Source organism: Lentilactobacillus laojiaonis (genome assembly GCF_020616595.1).
Lineage (GTDB): Bacteria > Bacillota > Bacilli > Lactobacillales > Lactobacillaceae > Lentilactobacillus > Lentilactobacillus laojiaonis.
This window is the reverse complement of sequence record NZ_CP085278.1, coordinates 1161114-1181270: the sequence shown is the minus strand read 5'-3', so window position 1 is coordinate 1181270 and position 20157 is coordinate 1161114. Positions and strand designations below refer to the sequence as shown.

Sequence of the window (20157 nt, the reverse complement as noted above, 5' to 3'; positions counted from 1 at the left end):
TTTAATACCAATTTATGAAAGCGATAACAAAAAATGTTGACGGGTAAAATGTAATCGTTTACAATTAAACGTGTTGATAATAATTAACTTAGGAGGTATACGTATATGCCATTATTAATTGTTGCATTAGGGGTAGTCCTTTTAATTTTCTTAATAACTAAATTAAAATTGAATACCTTTGTTTCTTTAATCATCACTGCTTTTGCAGTAGCCCTTGTATTGGGAATTCCTTTAGATAAGGTTCCAACAGTTATTACTGATGGATTAGGTTCTCAATTAGGTAGTTTGGTAATTGTTTTCGGAATGGGGTCTATGATTGGTAAACTTCTTTCTGAATCTGGTGGGGGTCACCGAATTGCCAATACATTGATTGAAAAATTTGGTAGAAAGCACATTCAACTTGCAGTTATTTTAGCATCATTCATTATTGGTTTAGCACTTTTCTTTGAAGTTGGATTAGTTGTTTTACTACCTATTATTTTCATCATTGCTAAAGAATTAGAAGTTCCATTGATGGAACTAGCTATTCCGATGGCAGCTACATTAAACGTTATGCACGGATTTATTCCACCACATCCTGCACCAACTGCAATTTCAGAAATCTTTAAAGCTAACATTGGCCAAGTTATTATTTATGGATTAATTGTTGCAATTCCAACAGTTATTATTTCAGGTCCGCTTTATAATCGATTTTTGAGAAAAGTTATGCCAGGCGTTTATCGTGTCCAAGATGAAATACCTGCTTTGGGGGAAGTAAAGGAATTTGATTTAAAAGACACACCAAAATTTGGTATTAGTGTGGTAACTGCTATGATGCCAGTTATTTTAATTGGTTTAGCAACTATTATCGAATTTATGATTCCAAAAGGAACTATGGCATATAAGATTGTGGCATTTATCGGTAACGAAAATGTTGCAATGTTAATTTCACTAATTTTTGCCATCTTCACTATGGGTGTTGGTCAACACATCAGTATGAAGAAGATTAGCTCAATTATGGAAACTGCAATTGTACAAATTGCTGGTATGTTATTCATCATCGGTGGTGGTGGTGCCTTTAAACAAGTATTAGTATCTGGTGGAATTTCAGACTATATTTCAAACATCTTTACTAATATCCACATGTCACCATTACTTGCCGCTTGGATTATCACTGCCATCTTACGTGTAAGTTTAGGTTCATCTACCGTTGCGGCTTTAACCGGAGCTGGTTTAGTTACTCCATTAATTGCCCAAACTGGTGCTAACCCGGCTTTAATGGTACTAGCCGTTGGTGCTGGTAGTGTATTTGGCGGTCACGTTAATGATGCTGGTTTCTGGATGGTTAAAGAGTACTTTGGTCTTTCATTGAAAGAAACCTTTGCTGCTTGGTCACCATTAACTTGTTTAATCGGGGTTTCCGGTTTATTGTCAATTTTATGTTTATCATTGTTTGTTTAATCAATAAATTTCAAAAAAAATTTTTGTATAAAAATTCGATATATTCGTTAATAAGTGCATAAAAATATAAATATGCAAATGATAATTCAAAATTATTGAATAATTGAATTTTTACGGAATTATGGGGTAAGCAAAATCAAGATATCGCTTACATGTGTATGCTAAGATTAATTTGTAAATGGAAATGAGGGGGAAGCGTTATGACAACAAATCAAGGTCCAATTCACATCACATCAGAAATTGGAAAGTTAAAGACGGTTTTAGTTAAACGACCTGCTGAAGAAGTCCAAAACTTTACACCGGAAATGATGCCAAGATTGTTATTCGATGATATTCCATATTTACCAATCGCACAGCAAGAGCATGACAACTTTACCAATGTACTTCGAGATAATGGGGTAGAAGTACTATATTTGGAAAAATTAGCGGCTGAAGCTTTAGATGCAGGTGGCGAACAAGTTAGAAATAATTTTGTTGACCGCATGCTTGCTGAATCAGGATTTGTGGGTGGAGTAACTCATGATGCTTTAAAAGAATATCTTTTAAGTATGAATAACCAAGATATGGTTAATAAAATTATGGCCGGGGTTCGAAAAAATGAAGTAGATTTTGTTTCTAATGATCTAGTTGATTTAGCCGAAGAATCTGATTATCCATTTTTCATGGATCCAATGCCTAATTTGTACTTTACTCGTGATCCATCAGCTTGTATTGGTAATGGTTTAAGCATTAATCACATGACTTATCCAGCTAGACAACGCGAATCTTTATTTAACGAAGTAATTATTAAACATCATCCAAGATTTAATAATGAAAATGTTCATGTTTGGCGTGATCGTAATCACAATACCCGTATTGAGGGTGGGGACGAATTAGTATTAAGTGATCACGTAATGGCTATTGGGGTTTCACAAAGAACTTCTGCTCAAGCCATTGAAGATATTGCTAATAGTCTATTTAAAGATAGTCAATTTGATACCGTTGTGGCTATTAAGATTCCACATAACCACGCTATGATGCATTTAGATACGGTCTTTACCATGATTAACTACAATCAATTTACAGTTCACCCAGGAATTTTAAATGGTGGCAAGATTGATACCTGGATTATTACACCAGGTAAAGATGGTCAACTTAACTTAGATCATCGCACTGATCTAAAAGGAGTTTTAAAAGACGTATTAAATCTCGATGAATTAGAAGTTATTCCAACTGGTGGGGGCGATCCAATTATTGCCGGTAGAGAACAATGGAATGATGGCTCAAATACTTTGGCTATCGCACCAGGGGTGGTTGTAACTTATAATCGTAACTATGTATCTAATGAACTTCTTAGAAAACATGGTATTAAAGTAATTGACATTTTATCAAGTGAATTATCAAGAGGACGTGGGGGCCCTCGTTGCATGAGTTGTCCAATCGTTCGAGAAGATATCTAAATTAATTTAAAGGGGTAAATTATTATGGATAAGAATTTTAAACAAAATGTATTTCAAGGACGTAGCATTTTAGCAGAAACTGACTTAACACCAGCCGAATTAAACTACTTAGTTGATTTTGGTTTACACTTAAAACAATTAAAAAAGGATAATATTCCTCATAAATATTTGGAAGGTAAAAACATTGCTTTACTTTTTGAAAAGGCATCTACTAGAACTCGTTCATCATTCGTCACTGCTTCAATTGAATTAGGGGCTCATCCTGATTATCAAGGAAAAGATGATATTCATCTAGGAACTAAAGAATCAGTTGAAGATACTGCTAAAGTTCTAGGTAGAATGTATGATGGTATTGAATTCCGTGGATTTAAACAAAGTGTGGTTGAAGGTCTTGCTAAATATTCAGGAGTTCCAGTATGGAACGGACTAACTGACGAATGGCACCCAACTCAAACTATTCCAGATTTAATGACCGTTAAAGAAAACTTTGGTACCTTAAAAGGCAAAACCTTAGCATTTATGGGGGATGGTCGTAATAACGTTGCTCACAGTTTAATGATTGGTTGTGCCATGGTTGGTATGAACGTTCGTATTGTAGCTCCTAAAGAATTATTCCCTGCTCAAGATCAAATTGATTTAGCTAATGAATATGCTAAAAAATCAGGTGCTGATGTCATGGTAACTGATGATATTGATCAAGGTGTTAAAGGCGCTAATGTTATTTATACTGACGTATGGGTATCAATGGGTGAAGATAATTGGGAAGAACGTGTTAACCTATTAAAACCTTACCAAGTTAATATGGACGTTATGAAGAAAACCGGTAATGCCGATGGTGACGATTTAATCTTCATGCACTGCTTGCCAGCCTTCCACGATACTAATACTGAATATGGACAAAATGTTCAAGCTAAGTATGGTATCCACGAAATGGAAGTTACTGATGAAGTCTTTAATAGTCGTTATGCAAGACAATTTGATGAAGCTGAAAACCGTAAACATGGTATTAAAGCCATGATGGCAGCTACTTTAGGTAATTTATTTATTCCAGAAGTTTAGGAATGCAAAAAATGGCAAATAGTAAATTACTATTTGCCATTTTTTAAATAACGTTAAAAAGGGGAAATAAAAATGGGAAGAAAGATTGTAGTAGCATTGGGTGGAAATGCAATTTTAACGGATAATCCAACCGCTGAAGCACAACAAAAAGCATTATTAAATACCGCAAATGACTTAGTTAAATTTGTTGAAAATGGTGACCAATTAATTATTTCGCATGGTAATGGCCCCCAAGTTGGTAATTTATTATTACAACAAGCTAAAGGAAGTACTAAAGAAAATCCAGCAATGCCTTTAGATACTTGTGTAGGGATGACTCAAGGAAGCATTGGTTACTGGTTACAAAACGCCATGGATCAAGTGCTTCGTGAAAAGAATTTAAATACTAGTGTAGCCACAGTGGTTACTCAAGTTGAAGTTTCTGATACAGATCCAGCTTTTGAGAATCCTACTAAGCCAATTGGTCCTTTTATGACCAAAGAACAAGCAGACCAAGCTCAACAAGCTAATCCGGATTATCGTTTTGTGGAAGATGCAGGTCGCGGATATCGCCGGGTAGTTCCATCACCTAAGCCAATTAATGTAATTGAAAAAGATGCTGTAAATAGTCTGGTTCAAGCTAACATTATTCCAGTCTCAGTTGGTGGGGGAGGGATCCCAGTAGTCAACCAAGATGGTAAATTAGTTGGTCGCGAAGCCGTAATTGATAAGGATTTTGCTAGTGAAAAATTAGCTGAACTAGTTGATGCCGACTTATTAATTATTTTAACGGCTGTGGATTACATTTATGTTAACTACAATCAACCTGATCAAAAGAAATTAGAAAACGTGACAGTTGATGAGCTAAAAGAATATATTGATCAAAATCAATTTGCACCTGGTAGTATGTTACCTAAGGTCCAAGCAGTAATCGATTTTGTGGAACAAACTGGCAAGACCGCCGTGGTAACCTCACTAGAAAATATTGATCAGTTCATTAAGAATCAAGCAGCTACAATTATAACTAAATAAAGTGTGCACTTAAGTTTTCGATAATCGCTGATTAATGGGTTTATAGACCGTGTTTTGATAACTAAAACAAAAACCGCTAACCAATTTGGTTAGCGGTTTTCGTTTGTGCTTGTGGTAAAAAATGTGTATTCTCGAAAAACATGGTACAATTTAGTTATTGATTGTTAGGAGAAAAATGATGAAAAAACTATATTGGGATAGTATTGAATATGATAAACAAAAAATATTTTTTACCGTAAGTGACAAAGGATTAACCTTTGTTTCTTCTCCTGGAAAAAAACTCTCAGAGATTTTTGATTTTTATTCAGGAAATCAATATAATTATGAATTTAAATATGAAGAAGAAAAAACGATTGAAACTAGAATTCAATTATTAGAATATTTTAATGGCAGTAAGAAAGAAAACTTTGATTTACCGATTGATTTAGAAGGCTTTGGAACGGACTTACAAAAACAGATTTTACAAGCGGTGTCGAAAATTCCATATGGACAAACTAAATCTTATCAAGCTATTGCCCAGGAAATTGGAAATCCTAAGGCAATTCAAGCTGTGGTCCATGCCATTGCGCTTAATCCAATTTTATTTGTAATTCCCTGTCATCGGGTAATTAAATCTAATGGAGAAATCGGAGATTATCGTGGTGGTAAGGAATTCAAACAAACCCTAATTGAATTTGAAAAACAAAATTTAACTAAATCAACGGTAACCAAAAAACGCGTTTTTCCCAAAATTAGTCAATTAAATAAAGCTGATCATTAATTAGGTCAAATGGTTGATGGTGGCGATTTAATTGTTTAGTAGCATCTGGTTCTACATAGTTAGCCATTTGCCAAAAATCTGTTGTATTAGTGGCGCCATCTTTTTCGCCGATCACAATTAATTGTAATTTGTGGTCGGCTTTTCTAATGGCTTCTAAAATTTGTTGATCGATGGGATCCCCATCTGGTGACCAACTCATAATTACATAGTCGACGGTGTCTTGATATTTTTCAATGGCTGCCAAAGCATCCAAAGGTTCCACGTCGATGACTGGTTTTTTACCCGTCTGATTTTCACTGGTCCAGGCTAGACTATCCGTTGGATAGACGGTGGTACCTAAGTTTTTAAGCCCTTTAGAAATATAACCATTGCCGGCCATAACTTCTAAAACTTTTTTATCTTTGACATACTCGCTAATATCTTGAACAAATGGAGCTGAAATATAGGCCCACATGCCGTAATGGTCTTCTAAATAGTCCCGATAAGAACGGATTAATTGGTCTAATTTAGGTAAGTTATTAGACAATTCGTTCCAAATTTGGTCGCCTTTGGGATCGTTAGCAGCGTAGGTTTGATTAATTGTGGTGTAGATTTCGTCTTGGATATCATCCGGTAGTAATAACTCGGGTAAGTCTTGAGGTAATAGACCTTTGGAAATTAAGCTATCACTTTGAATAATATTATTAATTAAAAATTTAATGCGCGGATAGTTTTGATACATTTTTTGATATTTTAATAGTTGATCAATGTATGGATTGTTACTTTTTGATGCTGAGCGATGTTTTAATAGCTGTTTTTTACGTTTATTAGATACCATCTGAATCCCTCCTAGTGGGTTTATTAAATTATTATACTGTATTTTTTAGTGGACTCAAATGTGTTAGGGCATGTTGTATTTTTAAATTACTGGGGCTATACTGAAGAAACTACAGTAAGGGAGCGAATAGTTTGAAAGCTAAAAAAGTTATTTTAATTACTCTAGGCGTGGTTGCGGTGATTGTAGCTGCCCTTTTTGGAGCCGGATTATATTTTTATCAGGTAGCGGTGGTACCGAGTCAAAAATCGTTTTTATCTGAAGAAAAGATTACCAAAGATAATCCTTTATATCCGGAAAAGCAATGGTATCAGCATGTCGATAAACTTAGTTGGACAGAAGAATCCACTACGCGCCATTTAAAGTTAAGAGCTAACTACATTAAAGCTGATCAAGCTACTAATAAGACGATTGTGATTGCCCATGGATTTATGGGCAATAAAGACAAAATGTATCCTTATGCCTACTTATTTCACAAACTAGGATATAATGTTTTACTTCCAGATGATCGCGGCCATGGTCAAAGTCAGGGGAATTATATAGGTTATGGTTGGCCAGACCGCATGGACTATATTAAATGGATTAACAAGTTGGTTAAATATACTGGCCCCGATTCTAAAATTGCAGTCTTTGGAACTAGTATGGGTGGCGCCACTACTATGATGATCAGTGGTGAAAAAAGTGTTCCTAAACAAGTTAAAGCTTATATTGAAGATTGTGGTTATACTAGCGTGTATGATGAAATTAAGTACCAAGCTAAAACCATGTATCACTTACCAGAATATCCGTTGGTGCCAATTGTTAGTTTAATTAACGATTGGAAGAATGGTTATACATTTAAAACGGCGAGTGCATTAAATCAAGTTAAGAAAAATAAAAAACCGATGTTATTTATTCATGGCTATGATGATAAATTTGTTCCTACTAAGATGGTTAAACAAGTTTACCAAGCCGACCAAGGACCTAAACAATTGATTGTTATGCCTGGAAAAGGCCATGCTAAGTCGTATGAAAATAATATGTCAGCATATACGAAGGATGTTAACAAATTTTTGAAAAAGTATTTAGATTAAGGGGTGTTTTTGGCATTTTTTCAGTTATAATGTAAGGTAGTGTATAGATAAAGCAAGAAAGTTGGTAAGAAATTGTTAATTACATTATTAATTGCAATCTTAATCGGCGGATTTTGCGGTATTTACTTTCAAAAAAAACATTATCAAGCAGAATTAGAAGATGCTAGAAATAAAGCTAATCAAATCATCCAAAAAGCTAACGTACAGGCGAGCAGGGAAAGCCATAAAATTGAGGAAGATGGTAAACGTAAAGTACTAGAATACCAAGAATCAATTATGGAAGAATTAGATAGTTTCATAGCCGACAATCAAATTCGTAAAACTAGAATTGATCAAAGACAAAAGGGTCAATTACAAACTGAACAACGGTTAGACACCTTTGGTCAAAATTTAGAAGAATTAAATGATAATTTAGATCAATTGCATGGCGAAATTAGTGCAATTGAAAGTAAATCTCAAAAATTAGTTGAGAAAAGAAGCGAAGTTTTACAAGAACGGGGCCGGCTTAGTAAAGCAGAGGCCCGCACCCTCATTTTTGAGGAGCTAAACGAAGAACTACAGCGAGAAGCGGACATCGAGTTACGTTATTTAAATGATGAAGCCGTAACCAATGCTAGTAAAAAAGCTAGAATGTTGGCCGAAGATGCTATTGAACGTGGACCGGTAGATTTACCACGAGAACACATTGAACATTCCGTATTGATTACTGATAATGAAACTAAGCGGAAATTAGTTGGCCACGATGCCCAAGATATTCGCTATGTGGAAACTTTAACGGGAACCGATTTAGTGTTTGATGAACAAGATGATAACCTCTTGCATGTAGTTACTCAAGACCCAATTAGACGGGAAACTGCTCGATTGATCTTATCTAATTTATTGATTACTAAGCAAATCACGCCAGCGTCTATTGAACAACAAGTTCAAAAAGCTCAAGATGAAGTAAACGCCAATTTAAGAAAATCGGGTGAGCAGGTTGTGGCTTCACTCCACATTGGTTGGATGCATCCTGATTTACTAAAAATTTTAGGACGTTTAAAATATCGAACTAGTTACGGTCAAAATGTATTAAATCATTCGATTGAGGTTGCCCAGATTGCGGGAGTACTAGCTGCTGAGCTAGGAATCGATGTCAAAATGGCTAAGCGAGCCGGTTTATTGCATGATATCGGTAAGGCCATTGATCATGAAGTCGACGGAACTCACGTAGAACTAGGGGTAATCCTAGCAGAAACTTATGGTGAAGATCCTACTATTATTAATGCGATTGCGGCACATCATGGGGATGTTGATGTCCAAACCCCAATTGCGGATTTAATTGAAGCGGGGGATTCGATATCTGGTGGACGCCCAGGTGCTCGTAGTGAATCGGTAGAAGATTATGTTAATCGACTAAAAGGCTTGGAAAAAATTGCTAACCAACATATTGGTGTTAAAGATAGTTATGCAATTCAAGCGGGTCGTGAAATTAGAATTTTAGTAGATCCTAAAATTGTCGATGATTCACAAAATAAAAAAATTACCACCGAAGTTAAAAATCAAATTGAAAATGAACTTACCTATCCAGGTAAGATTAAAGTTACCACGATCCGAGATTTTCGAGCAATTGCCTATGTTGGTGATGATCGACGTAAAAAACGAAAATTTAAAGTGGCTAAATAAAAAACTCGAGGAAATTTTCCTCGAGTTTTTTATTTTAAAACGCGATTATAGATTTTATCGACGTTTTGTAAATGGTAATTTAAATCAAATAGCTTATCCCATTCGTCAACTGCAATGGTTGACGCAATATGTGGATCTTGTAATAAAACGGTTTTGAAATCTTCTCCGGTTCGCCAAACGCGCATGGTTAAAGGTTGGATAGCATCGTAAGCTTTTTCGCGTGACCAGCCGTGATTAATTAAGGCTAACAGTACATGTTGAGAAAAAATTAATCCGTGATTTAATTCTAGGTTCTTTTTAATTTGTTCGGGATTAACCACTAAGTTATTAATAATTCGGTTCATCCTTTGTAATACATAATCCGTGATTGCGGTACTATCGGGTAAAATTACTCGTTCAGCAGAAGAATGTGAAATATCTCGTTCGTGCCATAAATTGATATTTTCAAAGGCAGTTAACATTTCACCACGAACGACTCTGGCAAGGCCAGAAACGTTTTCTGATCCAATTGGGTTACGTTTATGTGGCATAGCAGAAGATCCCTTTTGACCGGCCGCAAAGCCTTCTTGTAATTCATTGATTTCAGTTCGTTGTAGGGCTCTAATTTCAGTTGCAATTTCTTCCACCATAGCATTAATTAAGGCTAAACAACTTAAATAATTAGCATGCAAGTCACGTGGCAAAATTTGAGTAGAAATTTCTTGAACACCTAAGCCTAAATCATCGGCTACGAGGGCTTCAATTTCTGGAGAAATATTAGCAAAAGTCCCGACGGCTCCGCTGATTTTAACTACTTCAATCTCTTGGCGAACTTCTTTAAATCGGTGAATGTTTCGCATAACTTGAGAATACCAACGTAAAAATTTTAATCCTAAGGTAGTAGGCTCGGCGTGAATTCCGTGAGTTCGACCGATTACTACTAAATTTTTATATTTTAAGGCCATGGTTTTTAAAGTTTCAGCGAATTGCTGTAAGTCTTTTAAAATAATATCATTAGCAGCCTTTAAACGTAGCGATTGGGCCGAATCAACGACATCGGTACTAGTTAAACCATAATGAATCCATTTGCGTTCAGGACCGAGACTTTCCGATAAAGTGCGGGTAAAGGCAATGACATCATGATGGGTTTGAGCTTCTAATTCAGTAATACGTTTTAATGAATAGTTCGTGTTTTGCTTAATTTTTTGATAATCCGCATCGGGGACTAATCCGACGTGATTCCAGGCTTTAACCACAGCTAGTTCGACGGCTAACCAGCTATCAAACTGCCCTTTTTGACTCCAAATTCTTTTAATATCAGCATTCATATAACGATCGATCATAGTTAAATCTCCTTGTTTATGACTTATATTTTATATCATAACAAAAGTATTCTTTAAAATAAATACGAATTATAAAAATAATTATAAAAATAAATGTTCGTATTTTAGTTGATTATTATTTAATCGTTATGCTATACTTTCTGGGTAAATTAGTATTTACTATTTGAGAGGAGATATGAAAATGACAACAGCAGTGGTAGTAGGAAGTCAGTGGGGCGACGAAGGTAAGGGGAAAATTATTGATTTACTAAGTCAAGATGCTGAAATGACCGTTAGATATTCAGGAGGGAATAATGCCGGTCATTCGATTTCGAATGCGGGGCAAAAAATTGCGCTACATTTGATTCCATCTGGAATTTTAAATAAAACTTCCCGATGTGTTATTTCTAACGGAACGGTAATTAATCCCGAAATATTAATCGCTGAAATGAATAACTTAAAACAACATGGAATTACAATTGACCATTTAACGATTTCTGATCGGGCCCATGTGATTTTTCCATATCATATTCTACAAGATTTACAGCAAGAAAATGATCGTCGCACCATTGGTGATCCGCTAGGTACCACTAAAAATGGGATTGGTCCGGCCTACATGGATAAGATTCAAAGAATTGGTATTCGAGTAGCGGACTTATTAAATCGCGATAAATTAAATCAACAATTGAAATTTAACTTAATGCAAAAACAACGGGTTTTGGATACCGAATTATTTGATCAACTACCACCCTTAGATGAATTAGTTGAAAAATATTATCAAATGGGTCAAGTGTTAAAACCCTATATTAGTGATACGGGATCAGTGGTTAACCAAGCCATTGACCGTAATCAACGAGTCTTATTTGAAGGAGCTCAAGGAGCCATGTTAGATGTTGATCATGGCACCTACCCCTACGTTACTTCTTCTAATCCAGTGTCTGGGGGAGCCTGTATTGGGGCAAGCATTGGACCTAAAGCGATTGACCACGTGATTGGGGTAGGGAAAGCCTATGTTTCTAGAGTCGGGGATGGTCCTTTTCCGACTGAACAAGATAATTCAATTGGTGATTATATTCGTGAAACAGCTCATGAATATGGCGTAGTTACCCATCGTCCACGAAGAATTGGTTGGTTTGACGCTTTCTTAATGAAATATTCCGCCCAAATTAATGGCTTTACTGGTTTGGTGATTAACTGTATGGATGTGTTAACTGGATTTAAAACGGTTAAGTTGTGTACCGGATATAAGTTAGACGGTCAATTAATTGATTTTTATCCTGCCTCTAACGAAGTCTTAAATCAAGTTACGCCGGTTTATGAAGAATTGCCGGGTTGGTCTGAAGATATTACTCAAGTAACTTCGTTTGCTGAATTACCAGTTAATGCGCAAAATTATTTAAATCGAATTGCAGAATTGACGAAGATACCGATTGCCGGCTTTTCCATTGGCCCTGATCGTGATCAAACCGTTCAAATACAAAATATTTGGTAAATAAAAAAGTCGAGGAATTTCCTCGACTTTTAGTTAATCCGTATATATTTTAAAATTATTGTTACAAGTGGCAATAATTAAAGGATTTTTTTGTAAATATTCAAAAATAATTTGTTGAATTGGCGTATTGTCTTCGTGAATAATTTTATCTTTAGTGAACATGCCATAGTGTCCGCCACCTAAAGCGCGATATTTGTTTAAGGCGACCTTTAATTGATCCTCATCTAAAACATCTTTATCATGATATTTTAGTTTGGTCACCCGTTGACCAATGGGACGGCTGATATCTAAATCATATTCGATGCCTTCGTACATATCATAATTATAAAAACGATGTTTCGGGAATAAAAATTCTGGATTGATGATTAGATTACCGTTTTCTTCAGCGAAATACTGGGCACTAGTTTCTAAGGCTTCCCGCAAATCTTTACCTGAAATTTGCGAGACCACTAAAGTATTGGGATAAACATAGTTAGTAATAATGTTGCGCATGGTAATGGGATTTTCGAAGCCGTGTGCTTCATTATTATAAACGGCAGTGGCTGAAACATCTACGCCCATTTTGTCCATTTGGATTTTTTGGATTAATTCGATATAGGCGGTTTCTTGGACTCGAGCATCAAAAGCATTTCTAAAAGTTAGATCGCCGTCAATAATGGCGACCGGATTGTCCAGCCATTGATTTAATTCGCTGACGATGGGAGTAATAATGGCATAAACTTTCGGATCTAAAAAGGCTTTTTCAACATCGATTAACTGAGCATCGGAATGTTGAACTTGTTTAGTTATTGGATCGATATCTAAAGATATTTTACCGACAAATTGACCACGGTAGCCTGGTTGAATAGTAGGACGATCAAAAAGCTTTGTAGCAATTTTACGGTGTTGATGACCAGTGACTAAAGCATCGATTTCGGGAATGCTTTGTAAAAGTTCATAACCTTCATTTTCGCCCACGGTAATATCATTCCAATTACCGTTAATATCACGTTCGAAGCCGCCATGATAAATGCCAATAACGACATCGGCTTGTTGCTTAATTTCGGGCATTAAGGCTTTAGCAGTTTGAACGGCCGATTTTAAATTGAAATTTTTAAGGTTTTTGATGAATTTCCATTTACGGCTACTAGTGGTTGTAAGTCCTAAAAAGGCAACCTTTAAACCATTCATATCAACAATCTGATAAGGTTTTCCTAGTAATGGTTGATCGTTTTGGTCTACTAAGTTAGCGCATAAAAATTGACGATCGGAAGCTTGGATATATGCTTGTAAATAATCCATGCCGTAGTCGAATTCATGATTACCAATGGTACCAAAGTCGTAGTCTACGGCGTTGTAGGCGGCCGCATAAGCCTGTTTAACAAACTCGTTATCAGATGCTGCAATGAAGTCTGATAATGGAGACCCCTCTAAGAAATCGCCATTATCAATGGTAATGATTTTTTCATTGGGATGATGTTTTTTATATTGGTCGATGATAAAAGCAGCCTTTTCCAATCCAAAAGGCATATTTTCGTGTAAATTAACAAAATTGGTTGGTGGAATAAATCCATGGGTGTCGCTTGTAGATAAAATCGTAATTTTCATATAATCACCTGATATTTATATATGATATAAATTATAAGCAATAAGTCTAAATAAGTAAAATTAATCATCAATTGATTGCATATAAACTAATTGATCGGTCGAAATACTGTGATTTAAACGATTGGCCATATCCTGAGAAATGCGATTATTAGTGTATTCATGAAGCACATAGTTGAATTCATATTTAAAAGCGTGGATAAACAAGCGGTTTCGGTTTTCAATGGAAACTTGTGAAAGTGACGATTGATTATGCCGAATATTATAAAATCGCCTTACATAAGCAATGGCAGCCTGATTATCGTTAGTTTCAATTTGGTCTAAATAGCGAATGATATTTTCATAAATTTGATTTTCTACGCTTTTAAAAGTTTCTTTTTTACGGTTAACCATGCGAGGAATATCATTCATTTGCGAATATTTTTGGACGAAATCATTAGCGGTAGACAAAGCCTGACGATTTTTTGGTAAATGAACTTTAAACCAAAATAAAACGCGGTTGTTAAAGCTCATATTATTAATTTTGCTAGCTCGCTGGGCAATGATTTCAGCATCCCGATTGGTGATACGATGATTGCGAACTAGTTCTTTAAGGGTAGAGCGTTCAATGTTAATGGTTTGTCTAAAAAATAACCGAATTTGTTGATTATTAGGTTGGCGTTTGATTTTTTGACTATTTAACATATCGATTACAAAGTCTAAATCGATTAGGGGGGCTTTGTTATATTCTTTTAACCGACTAATCCCATAATTAACCATTTGATTACGGTGCTTAATGTAATCGGCATCACTAGAAGTGGTTTTCTTGGGCAAAATTAGCGGCAAGATAATCGTTGGTAAAAATAAACTAATTAAAATAATTACTGAAGCTACAAAAATTATTTCATTACGATAAGGAAATTCATGACCTTGATAGGTTAATGGAATGGATAGAGCCATGGATAAAGTAATGGTTCCGTGAATTCCACTAATTGCGGTGATAAAGGCATCCTTAATGGAAGTGCTGGAATTATATTTACTTTTGGCGAGTTTGAGACTGACCCAAATAAAGCGAATGGCAAACATAATTAAGTACATAACCACAGCTAATAATAGTAATTCAATCGTTAGAAGTTTGGGATGATAAAAAACGCCTTTTAAAACGGTAGGTAAAATTACTCCTAATAAAACAAATGAAAAACCGTTTAATAAATTAGTTAAAATAGTCCAAGAAGATTTAGAGGTTAGTTGTACGTCAGCTGCGGTTAAACGCATGCGATGTTTATTGATACCTTGGACAATTCCGGCAGCTACCACGGCTAAAATTCCGGATGAATGTAAAAAGATGGCGATGGAATATATCGCAATTGGTGTTAGTAGACTAAAGGGAATAATTACACTGATAGAGTCCATAGATTGGCTAACCATCCATTCTCTAGCGATGATGGCGATGAAACCAAAAATCGTACCAATAATCAATCCACCTAAAAAGCTTATGAGGAAATGTTCGAATCCGGAAAATAGTGATACTTGGCCCGTGATAAAGCCGTTTAAGGCTAAATCAAAAATAACAATTCCTGAAGCATCGTTAAACAGAGATTCATTTTGTAAATTAGATTTAATGTTGTAGGGGATTTTTAAGTTGTCGGTAATGGAAGTTAGAGCTACCGAATCAGTCGGAGTGATGATGGCCGCTAGAGCTAAAGTTAACATAATCGGAATGATTGGGAAAATTAAATGTGCCACGTATCCCAAAATGATGGCAGTAAAGATCGCCAAACCTACCGACATGGATATAATTTGTTTGATCGAATATTGCAGCTGCTTATGATTAGTGTTTTGCCCGTCGTTATACAGTAGTGGAGCAATTACCGCTGAGATAAATAATTCTGAAGATAGCGTATAGTTGTGAAACATTGGAAAAATCGCCAAAATTAAACCACTGAGAACTTGATAAAAGGCTAGGGGGATTTTAGGTAATTTAGTGTAAATCATACTAGATAAAATCGAAGCGATAGCTAATAAAATTACTGAGTATAAAGTTTCCAAATTTAATCACTCCAATTATATTTTAGATTTTCTTAATTATAATTAATTATAGTTTAATTATTACCAAGTCCAAAGAATTTAGTGTTAACATTGAAATGTTAGTTATTCGGCGAAACTCAAAAGTTATGATTTGCTTAATAAGTTTAAATTTAAACAAAAAAATAAAAAAAATCTTGACAAGATAATTTCGTGAATATATTATTAACTTAACGGCATATTACAATCTAATTTTGGGGAAAGTTATTTTGTTTGTCGTAATAAATTTTTATACGTAATGAGGGGTGGATTTATTATGTTAAATCTATACGTAGCACCAAGTAGTGCATCGAGTCGTAAAGCTCGTGCATGGTTGACAGAACACCATATTGATTTTAAAGAAAGAAATATCAATTCAAATCCTATCAACGGGGATGAAGTTAAAGAGATTTTACGTTTAACTGAAAATGGTAGTGAAGATATTATTTCAACTAGATCTAATATCTACAAAGAATTGAATTTAGATATCGATAATCTTTCACTTTCACAATTAATTAACTTAGTTGTGAAATATCCAGATCTAATCAAGCGTCCTATCATATTTGATGACCATCGTTTAGAAGTTGGATTCAATGAAGAAGAAATTCGCCGCTTCCTACCAAGAGAAGTCAGAGAAGCCGAACTTCGGGTGTTGGAATCTAGAATTAGCTAATAAATTAACTTAAAGACAACGAAAATCGAGTATATATTACTCGATTTTTTTATATTAATTGGCTACTAAGTTAAGTTTGGTTAGAGTAAAATAAGGTTATAGAAATCAAGGGAGGATATTGAAATGATTAAAATGATCGCTTTAGATCTTGATGGAACCTTATTAACTAGCGATAAAACTATTAGTAATGCTAACGAAAAAGCTTTAAAACAATTACATGAAGCCGGCGTTAAAATCGTCATTTGTACCGGTAGACCAATTAATGCTATTTGGAGATTTATTGAACAATTAGGATTAACTGAAGAAAACGACTATACTATTACTTTTAATGGTTCATTAGTTGTTCATAACTCGGATAAAAAAGTTTTATTTAGAGAAGGTCTTCAAAAATATGACTTTGACTTACTATATGAATATTGTCAAAAGGTTAATGCACCATTGGATGTTTTAGATTATGAACAAGTTTATTCAATTACGGATTTAAAGCCTTCTAAATACCCGGAACAATTCCACGGTAATATTAAATTTGATTCTGAAACCTTCGAAAATTTAAGTGTAACTAATACATATTCCAAAGGTATCGTTTGTGATGATCCTTACTTAGTTGACGAATATCAATCTAAATTAACTAAAAATATGCAAGAAAAATATCACATTGTTCGTTCACAACCTAAAATTATGGAATTTTTAGCAGCTGGCATGGATAAAGCAGTCGGCTTAAAACACCTATTAAATTATTTTGGTTGGGATTATTCTAATTTAATGGCCTTTGGGGATGCTGAAAATGATCTAGGTATGTTAAAAGCAGCTGAGGTGGGTGTTGTTATGGAAAATGCCAATGCTGATATTAAAGCAGCTGGTAATGCGGTAACTTTAAATAATGATGCTGACGGAGTAGCTCATTACGTTAACAAATATTTCGATCAAAATTAAAATAAAAAGACCTGCCATGAGCAGGTCTTTTTTTAATGTTGACTAAATAAATCAGTTAAGTAAGTCATAAAAGTTTCTAAGTAACGATCTACATCGGCATTAACTGCCACTTTAATGTTGGTATCTGGATCAGATAATCTAGCAGGATCACCAACTGTACGACCGTAATATTTTTCGTCAGTCGTTACATACATGTTTAAATCTAACATTTGGACAAATGAAGGATCAATAGCTACTCCGACGGCAAAAGGATCGTGCAAAGCACAACCATTTAAATCGGGACTGGTTTCTTTATAGGCATCGATATAATAATCAACGATGTCTGCAAAGGCTGAGCCGGATTTAGTATTTAAATCGCGCCAAGTTTTAGTTTCTTGTTTGGTTAAAAGCGTTCTTAAAGTAACGTCTAATCCCACCATATTTAAGTGTAAGGGACTGGTAAATACTCGGTTGGCGGCTGAGGCATCTTGATTAATATTGGCTTCCGTAACGTTAGTAACGTTTCCGGGAACGGTTAAGGCGCCTCCCATGATGGTAACATTTCCAATTTCTCCGGTAATTTCAGGAGCTTTTTTAATGGCGGCATCTAAATTAGTTAGAGGGCCGGTAGGTACTAAGATTAAATCCTTACCATATTGTTTAATAGAATTAATTAAAAAGTCAATGGCGTCACCTGATTCAAAAGAACGTTTAGCGGTTGGTAAATCAACGTCGCCAATTCCGTTTTCACCGTGAATTCTAGCACTAACGGGCATGCGATCGAAGTGATCGGATTCTGATGAGTGAGATAAACCTACGTAAACAGGTACGTCAGTTTGACCTAACAATTCTAAAATTTTAAGTGAATTTTTGGCACCTTCTTCAACATAAACATTGCCGTATGAACCAATAATACCAATTAAATCAACATCCGGACTAGCCACAGCGTAAGCAATTGCTAAGGCATCGTCAATTCCAGTATCTAGATCTAAAATCATTTTTCGTTTAGCCATGATGAAAACCTCCAATGTATTAAATCAAACCTTTAATTTAATCATAACTGAGTTTGAAATTTAAAACAATTAAATTAAAGTTGCATTTGATAGCTAAAAGTTTGTAATATATAACGTAATAAATTATGAAAAGGGTGCGAATGATGGAAGCAACGTATGATATTACCATTATTGGTGGTGGACCAGTCGGCATGTTTGCTGGTTTTTATGCTGGATTAAGAGATGTTAAAGTTCAAATTATTGAAAGTTTAGAACAATTAGGTGGCCAAGTTAGTGCCATTTATCCGGAAAAAACTATTTTAGACGTTGCCGGTTATCCTAAAATTACGGGTAAAGATCTAATTAGTAATTTGAAAGCCCAGTTAGCTGAAGTAGATACAGAAGTTAAACTTAAACAAACCGTTTTAGATGTCGAATCAGTGGGTGATGAATTTAAAATTACCACAAATCAAGAAGTAACTATGTCTAAATCAATCTTAATTGCGACTGGTGTGGGCTCCTTTAATCCGCGAAAATTAGCCGTAGATAACGCTGATGAATTTGAAGATAAGCAATTATTTTATGGAGTTACTGATCTAGATAAATTCAAGAATCAATCCGTTTTAGTAGCTGGCGGTGGTGATTCTGCCATTGATTTAGCTTTATTATTGAATTCGGTCAGTCCAGAGGTCTATTTATTACATCGACGAGATCAATTTAGAGCGATGGAACACAGTGTCAAACAATTGCAGGAATCATCAGTTAAATTACTAACTCCATACCTAATTAAAGGTTTAGAACCAGTGGATCAACAAGTTAAAATAATCGCTGAAAAAATGAAAACCAAAGAACCATTAGAAGTGGTAGTAGATAAATTAGTGGTTAATTACGGTTTTAAATCACAAGACAAGGTTAATGATAATTGGAGTATTGATTTAGCCAAAACTAAGGGCCAAATTAACGTGTCCCAAACCGGCCAAACTAATCTAAAAAATATCGTTGCTGTTGGGGACGTAGCTACCTTTGATGGCAAACAAGCATTAATTTCGACTGGCTTTGGAGAAGCTCCGATTGCGATCAATCATTTGATTAGTAATCTTTATCCTGATAGACGAGGTGCCATGCACAGTACGTCATTAAACAAATAAAAAAACGGAAACCTTAATGGTTTCCGTTTTTTATTTGTTTGGTAAGTTGTTCGATTTGTTTAGAAAGTTGCTGTACTTGTTCATTTAGATCATCGATTTTTTGCTGATTGACTTCATGAGGATCCTTATCGGTGAAAAAATCAGTAATTGTGGAGGTTAGTAAACCAATAAAGCCAATTCCACCAATCATTAAAAAACTAGCGATAATTTTTCCGCCATCGGTTTTCGGCGACATATCACCGTAACCCACTGTGGTAGCGGTAGTTATCGCCCACCAAAGCGAATGCGATAAAGACTGATGTTCAAAAAATGAATAGATTAGCGAACATGACAATAAAATACCTAAACTAATTGAAAAAAGGTAGATAAATCCGGTGTCATACAAAAAGTTATGCACCGATCTCGTGATTGGTCCCGACCAACCTAATTTCCAAAAAAGGTGATAATAACGAATGATCCGAATAATGCGACTAATTCTAAAAAACACAAAGACGGGATGAAAGGGAATTAGCGCTAATAAATCAAACGAATTTTCAATTAAGAACTGCTTTTTAAAGGGTGCCAGCCAAAAGCGGATTACGTAGTCAATTAAAAAGAAGGCCCAAATAATTTGTAATATCCAGAAATAAATTCCGTGTTCTACAGAGATCCAGTGTTTAAAGCTAGCGATTACTAATAAAAATGAAATAAAAATTAAAGTCGTTACTATAAAGTTATAGACATTGACAAAGGATTTGATAGATCCCTTTTTCAT

At 35.0% G+C, this 20157-nt stretch carries 17 protein-coding genes; 11 read left to right on the top strand and 6 right to left on the bottom strand.

Features of this window, described 5'->3' with window-relative positions; genetic code table 11:
* The first annotated feature begins 105 nt into the window (after nucleotides 1–105).
* The 5 genes from LHL71_RS06110 (at nucleotide 106) to LHL71_RS06090 (ending at nucleotide 5709) form a co-directional block, all read left to right on the top strand.
* Complete coding sequence (locus LHL71_RS06110) at nucleotides 106–1440, top strand: gluconate:H+ symporter (protein WP_227360925.1); 1335 nt, start codon at nucleotides 106–108, stop codon at nucleotides 1438–1440.
* A gap of 200 nt (nucleotides 1441–1640) precedes the next feature.
* Nucleotides 1641–2879 (top strand): arginine deiminase, encoded by a 1239-nt coding sequence (gene arcA / locus LHL71_RS06105; protein ID WP_227360924.1) that lies wholly within the window; start codon nucleotides 1641–1643, stop codon nucleotides 2877–2879.
* Between the two features lie 24 nt (nucleotides 2880–2903).
* On the top strand, nucleotides 2904–3938 hold the full coding sequence (gene argF / locus LHL71_RS06100) for an ornithine carbamoyltransferase (protein WP_227360923.1): 1035 nt from the start codon (nucleotides 2904–2906) through the stop codon (nucleotides 3936–3938).
* 72 nt (nucleotides 3939–4010) lie between these two features.
* A complete protein-coding gene (arcC, locus tag LHL71_RS06095) occupies nucleotides 4011–4949 on the top strand; it encodes a carbamate kinase (RefSeq protein WP_227360922.1) in 939 nt (312 codons plus the stop codon).
* Nucleotides 4950–5127: 178 nt separating this feature from the next.
* Nucleotides 5128–5709 (top strand): methylated-DNA--[protein]-cysteine S-methyltransferase, encoded by a 582-nt coding sequence (locus LHL71_RS06090; protein ID WP_227360921.1) that lies wholly within the window; start codon nucleotides 5128–5130, stop codon nucleotides 5707–5709.
* Here LHL71_RS06090 and LHL71_RS06085 read toward each other — a convergent pair.
* Entirely contained in the window at nucleotides 5681–6526 is an 846-nt protein-coding gene (locus LHL71_RS06085; protein WP_227360920.1) for an SAM-dependent methyltransferase, read from the bottom strand. The genes LHL71_RS06090 and LHL71_RS06085 overlap by 29 nt on opposite strands.
* Before the next feature lie 131 nt (nucleotides 6527–6657).
* Here LHL71_RS06085 and LHL71_RS06080 point away from each other — a divergent pair, with 131 nt between their 5' ends.
* Nucleotides 6658–7596, top strand: coding sequence for an alpha/beta hydrolase (locus tag LHL71_RS06080; protein ID WP_227360919.1), 939 nt, complete (start codon nucleotides 6658–6660; stop codon nucleotides 7594–7596).
* A 72-nt stretch (nucleotides 7597–7668) separates the two neighbouring features.
* Nucleotides 7669–9258, top strand: a complete 1590-nt coding sequence (gene rny, locus LHL71_RS06075) for a ribonuclease Y (protein WP_227360917.1) — start codon at nucleotides 7669–7671, stop codon at nucleotides 9256–9258.
* 29 nt (nucleotides 9259–9287) lie between these two features.
* Here the strand turns inward: rny and purB are convergent, their stop codons facing one another.
* Nucleotides 9288–10580, bottom strand: coding sequence for an adenylosuccinate lyase (gene purB, locus LHL71_RS06070; RefSeq protein ID WP_227360916.1), 1293 nt, complete (start codon nucleotides 10578–10580; stop codon nucleotides 9288–9290).
* Nucleotides 10581–10761: 181 nt separating this feature from the next.
* On the opposite strand from purB, the gene LHL71_RS06065 reads away from it, so the two are divergent.
* Nucleotides 10762–12051 carry an adenylosuccinate synthase gene (locus LHL71_RS06065; protein WP_227360915.1) on the top strand — a complete coding sequence of 430 codons (1290 nt, stop codon included), beginning with the start codon at nucleotides 10762–10764 and terminating at the stop codon, nucleotides 12049–12051.
* Nucleotides 12052–12084: 33 nt separating this feature from the next.
* Here the strand turns inward: LHL71_RS06065 and LHL71_RS06060 are convergent, their stop codons facing one another.
* Both LHL71_RS06060 and LHL71_RS06055 read right to left on the bottom strand, forming a co-directional pair.
* A complete protein-coding gene (locus tag LHL71_RS06060; protein WP_227360914.1) occupies nucleotides 12085–13638 on the bottom strand; it encodes a bifunctional metallophosphatase/5'-nucleotidase in 1554 nt (517 codons plus the stop codon).
* Between the two features lie 60 nt (nucleotides 13639–13698).
* On the bottom strand, nucleotides 13699–15663 hold the full coding sequence (locus tag LHL71_RS06055; protein WP_227360913.1) for a cation:proton antiporter: 1965 nt from the start codon (nucleotides 15661–15663) through the stop codon (nucleotides 13699–13701).
* Nucleotides 15664–15955: 292 nt separating this feature from the next.
* On the opposite strand from LHL71_RS06055, the gene spx reads away from it, so the two are divergent.
* Together spx and LHL71_RS06045 are read left to right on the top strand one after the other, a co-directional pair.
* Nucleotides 15956–16351, top strand: a complete 396-nt coding sequence (gene spx, locus LHL71_RS06050; protein ID WP_227360912.1) for a transcriptional regulator Spx — start codon at nucleotides 15956–15958, stop codon at nucleotides 16349–16351.
* Between the two features lie 123 nt (nucleotides 16352–16474).
* Nucleotides 16475–17284: a Cof-type HAD-IIB family hydrolase gene (locus LHL71_RS06045; RefSeq protein WP_227360911.1), complete on the top strand. Its 810-nt coding sequence runs from the start codon at nucleotides 16475–16477 to the stop codon at nucleotides 17282–17284.
* Nucleotides 17285–17316: 32 nt separating this feature from the next.
* Here the strand turns inward: LHL71_RS06045 and LHL71_RS06040 are convergent, their stop codons facing one another.
* Nucleotides 17317–18276, bottom strand: a complete 960-nt coding sequence (locus LHL71_RS06040; RefSeq protein WP_227360910.1) for a nucleoside hydrolase — start codon at nucleotides 18274–18276, stop codon at nucleotides 17317–17319.
* A gap of 143 nt (nucleotides 18277–18419) precedes the next feature.
* Between LHL71_RS06040 and LHL71_RS06035 the strand changes: the two genes are divergently transcribed.
* Entirely contained in the window at nucleotides 18420–19403 is a 984-nt protein-coding gene (locus LHL71_RS06035) for an NAD(P)/FAD-dependent oxidoreductase (RefSeq protein ID WP_283812388.1), read from the top strand.
* 13 nt (nucleotides 19404–19416) lie between these two features.
* On the opposite strand, the gene LHL71_RS06030 is transcribed toward LHL71_RS06035, so the two are convergent.
* The gene (locus tag LHL71_RS06030; protein WP_227360908.1) at nucleotides 19417–20157 is read right to left on the bottom strand and encodes a potassium channel family protein; all 741 of its coding nucleotides are present in this window, start codon (nucleotides 20155–20157) and stop codon (nucleotides 19417–19419) included.

Excerpts from the sequence above, each read along its gene's own strand:
- arcA (WP_227360924.1), top strand. The coding sequence starts at position 1,641 with ATGACAACAAATCAAGGTCCAATTCACATCACATCAGAAATTGGAAAG.
- argF (WP_227360923.1), top strand. The coding sequence starts at position 2,904 with ATGGATAAGAATTTTAAACAAAATGTATTTCAAGGACGTAGCATTTTA.
- LHL71_RS06060 (WP_227360914.1), bottom strand. The coding sequence starts at position 13,638 with ATGAAAATTACGATTTTATCTACAAGCGACACCCATGGATTTATTCCA.
- LHL71_RS06030 (WP_227360908.1), bottom strand. The coding sequence starts at position 20,157 with ATGAAAAAGGGATCTATCAAATCCTTTGTCAATGTCTATAACTTTATA.
- LHL71_RS06045 (WP_227360911.1), top strand. The coding sequence starts at position 16,475 with ATGATTAAAATGATCGCTTTAGATCTTGATGGAACCTTATTAACTAGC.
- LHL71_RS06110 (WP_227360925.1), top strand. The coding sequence starts at position 106 with ATGCCATTATTAATTGTTGCATTAGGGGTAGTCCTTTTAATTTTCTTA.
- LHL71_RS06035 (WP_283812388.1), top strand. The coding sequence starts at position 18,420 with ATGGAAGCAACGTATGATATTACCATTATTGGTGGTGGACCAGTCGGC.
- LHL71_RS06090 (WP_227360921.1), top strand. The coding sequence starts at position 5,128 with ATGAAAAAACTATATTGGGATAGTATTGAATATGATAAACAAAAAATA.
- arcC (WP_227360922.1), top strand. The coding sequence starts at position 4,011 with ATGGGAAGAAAGATTGTAGTAGCATTGGGTGGAAATGCAATTTTAACG.
- LHL71_RS06065 (WP_227360915.1), top strand. The coding sequence starts at position 10,762 with ATGACAACAGCAGTGGTAGTAGGAAGTCAGTGGGGCGACGAAGGTAAG.
- spx (WP_227360912.1), top strand. The coding sequence starts at position 15,956 with ATGTTAAATCTATACGTAGCACCAAGTAGTGCATCGAGTCGTAAAGCT.
- purB (WP_227360916.1), bottom strand. The coding sequence starts at position 10,580 with ATGATCGATCGTTATATGAATGCTGATATTAAAAGAATTTGGAGTCAA.
- LHL71_RS06085 (WP_227360920.1), bottom strand. The coding sequence starts at position 6,526 with ATGGTATCTAATAAACGTAAAAAACAGCTATTAAAACATCGCTCAGCA.
- LHL71_RS06040 (WP_227360910.1), bottom strand. The coding sequence starts at position 18,276 with ATGGCTAAACGAAAAATGATTTTAGATCTAGATACTGGAATTGACGAT.